At 62.8% G+C, this 5,371-nt stretch carries 2 protein-coding genes; both read left to right on the forward strand.

Annotated elements, in window-relative coordinates; genetic code table 11:
- The coding region (locus B1748_RS36040) for an exosporium glycoprotein BclB-related protein (protein WP_087572794.1) at positions 1-1,170 on the forward strand (1,170 nt) is incomplete at its 5' end.
- A gap of 662 nt (positions 1,171-1,832) precedes the next feature.
- Positions 1,833-5,371, forward strand: a 3,539-nt coding sequence (locus B1748_RS37790; RefSeq protein WP_143810481.1) for a beta strand repeat-containing protein, incomplete at its 3' end; no start/stop codon positions are given.

Genomic DNA, 5,371 nt, shown 5'->3' on the forward strand with positions numbered 1-5,371 from the left:
GGTGCTACCGGAGCGACGGGCGCTACTGGCGCGGATGGTGCTACTGGGGCGGATGGTGCTACCGGAGCGACGGGAGCTACTGGCGCGGATGGTGCTACCGGAGCAACGGGCGCAACTGGAGCCGATGGTGCTACCGGAGCGACGGGCGCTACTGGCGCGGATGGTGCTACCGGAGCAACGGGAGCTACTGGAGCAGATGGTGCTACCGGAGCGACGGGCGCTACTGGCGCGGATGGCGCTACCGGAGCGACGGGTGCTACTGGCGCGGATGGTGCTACCGGAGCAACGGGTGCTACTGGCGCTGACGGTGCTACCGGAGCAACGGGCGCTACTGGAGCCGATGGTGCTACCGGAGCGACGGGCGCTACTGGCGCGGATGGTGCTACCGGAGCAACGGGCGCTACTGGAGCCGATGGTGCTACCGGAGCAACGGGCGCTACTGGAGCAGATGGTGCTACTGGCGCGACTGGACCCACCGGCGCGGATGGTGCTACCGGAGCGACAGGCGCTACTGGCGCGGATGGTGCAACTGGACCGACTGGACCGACTGGTATTGAAGGTGTTGCTGGTGCTGATGGTGCTACCGGACCGACTGGACCAACGGGTGCGGATGGTGCCACTGGAGCTACGGGAGCTACTGGCGCAGACGGTGCTACTGGTGCTACCGGCGGCGGCGGAGCGATTATTCCATTTTCGTCCGGCGAACCACTTGCAGTTACCGTTCTTGTAGGCGGTCTTGTAGGTCTGCCTGGTTTGATCGGCTTCGGAGGATCTGTTCAGTCATTGACTGTGCTTGGTGGAACAATCACGGTTACCGGCTTGACCAACTATGCGTTCTCATTACCGCGGGACGGCGTCATTTCGTCGTTGTCCGGTTATCTCGCCGCTACAGCGGGACTAACGCTTCTGACTCCACTGACGTACCGCTTGCAGGTGTACAGCTCTACTGGGCCTAGCGAAGTGTTCGCTCCGATCCCTGGTGCGCTCGTCGATATCGTCATTCCAACGACTATCACCGTAGGCAGCACGTACAACAACGTCACCACGGGATTGAACATTCCCGTTACTACGGAAACGCGGCTGCTTCTAGTAGCCAGCGCTACTGGTGGCGGTCTCCTGGTTGCCGGATCAGTCGTCGGATCGGTCAGCGCGGGATTGGCCATCGAATAACGTACTTTAAAAATCACCGCTCGAATAAAATCAGAAAGCCTCGAAGCAAGTGTAATCACTTGCTCCGAGGCTTTTCCCTTCTCAGAATGGGGGAAATAATTCGGATCACTTTGATCCGTTTTACGAGACATCCTCTATTTGCATCAGATTTTTGGTAGGCGAATCAAGCGGGCAACACGATCTTTTCCAGCAACTCCGAATTCTATTATGTACCGGCTTGGTAATCTCAGGATAGTTCCCTGTACTTAACGTCAACGTAGCTCTAGTCCTTATGTTGAGAATAGTCCTTGGAAACGGAACCGTAACTAGCCGGAGATGTAGAGCTCACAGCTGGCGATGAGGTAGGTCTCTTCTAAGTAGCTGATGGGCTGACAATCGTGCTCAATTTATAATAAGGAAGCTTGTCAATGAACTTCATAACAGGAAAAATACTGTTCCCCAACGTTCCCCAGTTCTCCTCCACTACATAGACTGATTAGGCTACTGACTATAGGGGTGAGGTGAACATGAGTCGGACGAATCGATTCAAAAAAGTTCATTGTTCAAAGCTGATTATCAGTAAGATGCGAAGAACTCGACCTTCAGGGAAAGACTCTATTACTTATTGCCCTAGAGCAAGTAAAAAATGCTGCATCATGGGACCCACTGGACCCACGGGTCCAATGGGCCCACCGGGAGCCAAAGGTAAACGAGGCAAGAAAGGCAAATCCGGGGCGACTGGACCGACCGGGGCGACGGGAACGATTGAGGAAGATTTATTCCGAGTAATTGGTCCGATTGGGATTGCAACTATCGCTCTGGGAGAAGATTTGATTTTTGAATCTGATTCCATAGATATTACAGTCTCTGAGGGCTCTGCCATTGTACGACTTGAAACAACTGGCGGAAATATAGGAGCGACCGGGGCAACCGGAGCAACAGGGCCAACTGGGGCAACAGGTTCGGCAGGAAGTACTGGAGCAACGGGTCCCAACGGACCGACCGGGCCAACAGGCGCCGACGGCGCAACGGGTGCCACAGGCGCTACAGGGCCGACTGGCGCTGACGGTGCTATGGGTTCCACCGGAGTGACCGGACCAACTGGAGCCGATGGCTTTACTGGATCCACGGGACCGACTGGACCAGAGGGTGCCGACGGCGCTATTGGACCCACTGGGCCGACAGGTTCCACAGGCGCTGATGGTATAACTGGACCGACGGGACCGACCGGACCAACTGGCACCGGCGGCGCTACTGGACCAACGGGGCCGACCGGGCCAACTGGCGCTGACGGCGCAACGGGTGCCACCGGAGCAATCGGGCCAACTGGCGCCGACGGTGCTACTGGATCCACGGGACCGACCGGACCAACTGGCACCGATGGCGCTACTGGACCAACGGGACCGACCGGGCCAACTGGCGCTGACGGCGCAACAGGTTCCACCGGAGCAATCGGGCCAACTGGCGCCGACGGTGCTACTGGATCCACGGGACCGACCGGGACAACGGGTGCCGACGGCGCTACTGGACCCACTGGGTCGGCAGGAGCCACAGGCACTGACGGTGTAACTGGCCCGACGGGACCGACTGGGCCAACTGGCGCTGACGGTGCTATGGGTTCTACCGGAGTTACCGGACCAACTGGTGCCGATGGCGTTACTGGATCCACGGGGCCGACTGGACCAGAGGGTGCCGACGGCGCTATTGGACCCACTGGGCCGACAGGTTCCACAGGCGATGATGGTATAACTGGTCCGACGGGACCGACCGGACCAACTGGCACTGACGGCGCTACTGGACCAACGGGGCCGACCGGGCCAACTGGCGCTGACGGCACAACGGGTGCCACCGGAGCAATCGGGCCAACTGGCGCCGACGGTGCTACTGGATCCACGGGACCGACCGGGCCAACGGGTGCCGACGGCGCTACTGGACCCACTGGGTCGGCAGGAGCCACAGGCACTGACGGTGTAACTGGCCCGACGGGACCGACTGGGCCAACTGGCGCTGACGGTGCTATGGGTTCTACCGGAGTTACCGGACCAACTGGTGCCGATGGCGTTACTGGATCCACGGGGCCGACTGGACCAGAGGGTGCCGACGGCGCTATTGGACCCACTGGGCCGACAGGACCAGAGGGTGCCGACGGCGCTATTGGACCCACTGGGCCAACAGGTTCCACAGGCGCTGATGGTATAACTGGTCCGACGGGACCGACCGGACCAACTGGCACTGACGGCGCTACTGGACCAACGGGGCCGACCGGGCCAACTGGCGCTGACGGCACAACGGGTGCCACCGGAGCAATCGGGCCAACTGGCGCTGACGGCGCAACGGGTGCCACCGGAGCAATCGGGCCAACTGGCGCCGACGGTGGTGCTACTGGATCCACGGGACCGACCGGGCCAACGGGTGCCGACGGCGCTACTGGACCCATAGGGCCGGCAGGAGCCACAGGCACTGACGGTGTAACTGGCCCGACGGGACCGACCGGACCAACTGGAGCCGATGGCGTTACTGGACCCACTGGGCTGACTGGACCAACTGGCGCCGATGGCGCAATGGGTTCCACCGGAGTGACCGGGCCAACGGGCGCTAACGGCGCTATTGGACCCACAGGACCGACTGGTCAAACCGGTGCTGACGGCGCAACTGGTGCCGATGGCGTTACTGGATCCACGGGACCGACCGGGCCAACAGGTGCCGACGGCTTTACTGGCTCGACGGGACCGACCGGACCAACTGGCACCGACGGCGCTACTGGACCAACGGGGCCGACCGGGCCAACTGGCGCTGACGGCGCAACGGGTTCCACCGGAGCAATCGGGCCAACTGGCGCCGACGGTGCTACTGGATCCACTGGATCCACGGGACCGACCGGACCAACTGGTGCCGATGGCGTTACTGGATCCACGGGGCCGACTGGACCAGAGGGTGCCGACGGCGCTATTGGACCCACTGGGCCGACAGGACCAGAGGGTGCCGACGGCGCTATTGGACCCACTGGGCCAACAGGTTCCACAGGCGCTGATGGTATAACTGGTCCGACGGGACCGACCGGACCAACTGGCACTGACGGCGCTACTGGACCAACGGGGCCGACCGGGCCAACTGGCGCTGACGGCACAACGGGTGCCACCGGAGCAATCGGGCCAACTGGCGCTGACGGCGCAACGGGTGCCACCGGAGCAATCGGGCCAACTGGCGCCGACGGTGGTGCTACTGGATCCACGGGACCGACCGGGCCAACGGGTGCCGACGGCGCTACTGGACCCATAGGGCCGGCAGGAGCCACAGGCACTGACGGTGTAACTGGCCCGACGGGACCGACCGGACCAACTGGAGCCGATGGCGTTACTGGACCCACTGGGCTGACTGGACCAACTGGCGCCGATGGCGCAATGGGTTCCACCGGAGTGACCGGGCCAACGGGCGCTAACGGCGCTATTGGACCCACAGGACCGACTGGTCAAACCGGTGCTGACGGCGCAACTGGTGCCGATGGCGTTACTGGATCCACGGGACCGACCGGGCCAACAGGTGCCGACGGCTTTACTGGCTCGACGGGACCGACCGGACCAACTGGCACCGACGGCGCTACTGGACCAACGGGGCCGACCGGGCCAACTGGCGCTGACGGCGCAACGGGTTCCACCGGAGCAATCGGGCCAACTGGCGCCGACGGTGCTACTGGACCCACAGGGCCGGCAGGAGCCACAGGCACTGACGGTGTAACTGGCCCGACGGGACCGACCGGACCAACAGGTGCAGATGGCGTTACTGGACCCACTGGGCTGACTGGCCCAACTGGCGCTGATGGCGCAATGGGTTCCACCGGAGTGACCGGGCCAACGGGCGCTGATGGCGCTACTGGATCCACCGGAGTTACCGGACCAACAGGCGCTAACGGCGCTATTGGACCCACGGGACCGACTGGTCAAACGGGTGCTGACGGCGCTATTGGACCCATGGGACCGACTGGTCAAACGGGTGCTGACGGCGCAACGGGTGCCATCGGAGCTACCGGGCCAACTGGCGCTGACGGTGCTACTGGATCCACCGGACCAACGGGGCCGACCGGGCCAATTGGCGCCGATGGCGCCGATGGCGCTACTGGACCCACGGGAACGACGGGACCAACTGGCACCGACGGCGATACTGGACCAACGGGGCCGACGGGAGCAACTGGCACCGACGGTGCTACTGGATCCACGGGACCGAC

Source organism: Paenibacillus sp. MY03 (assembly GCF_002165585.1).
GTDB classification, from domain to species: domain Bacteria; phylum Bacillota; class Bacilli; order Paenibacillales; family Paenibacillaceae; genus Pristimantibacillus; species Pristimantibacillus agaridevorans.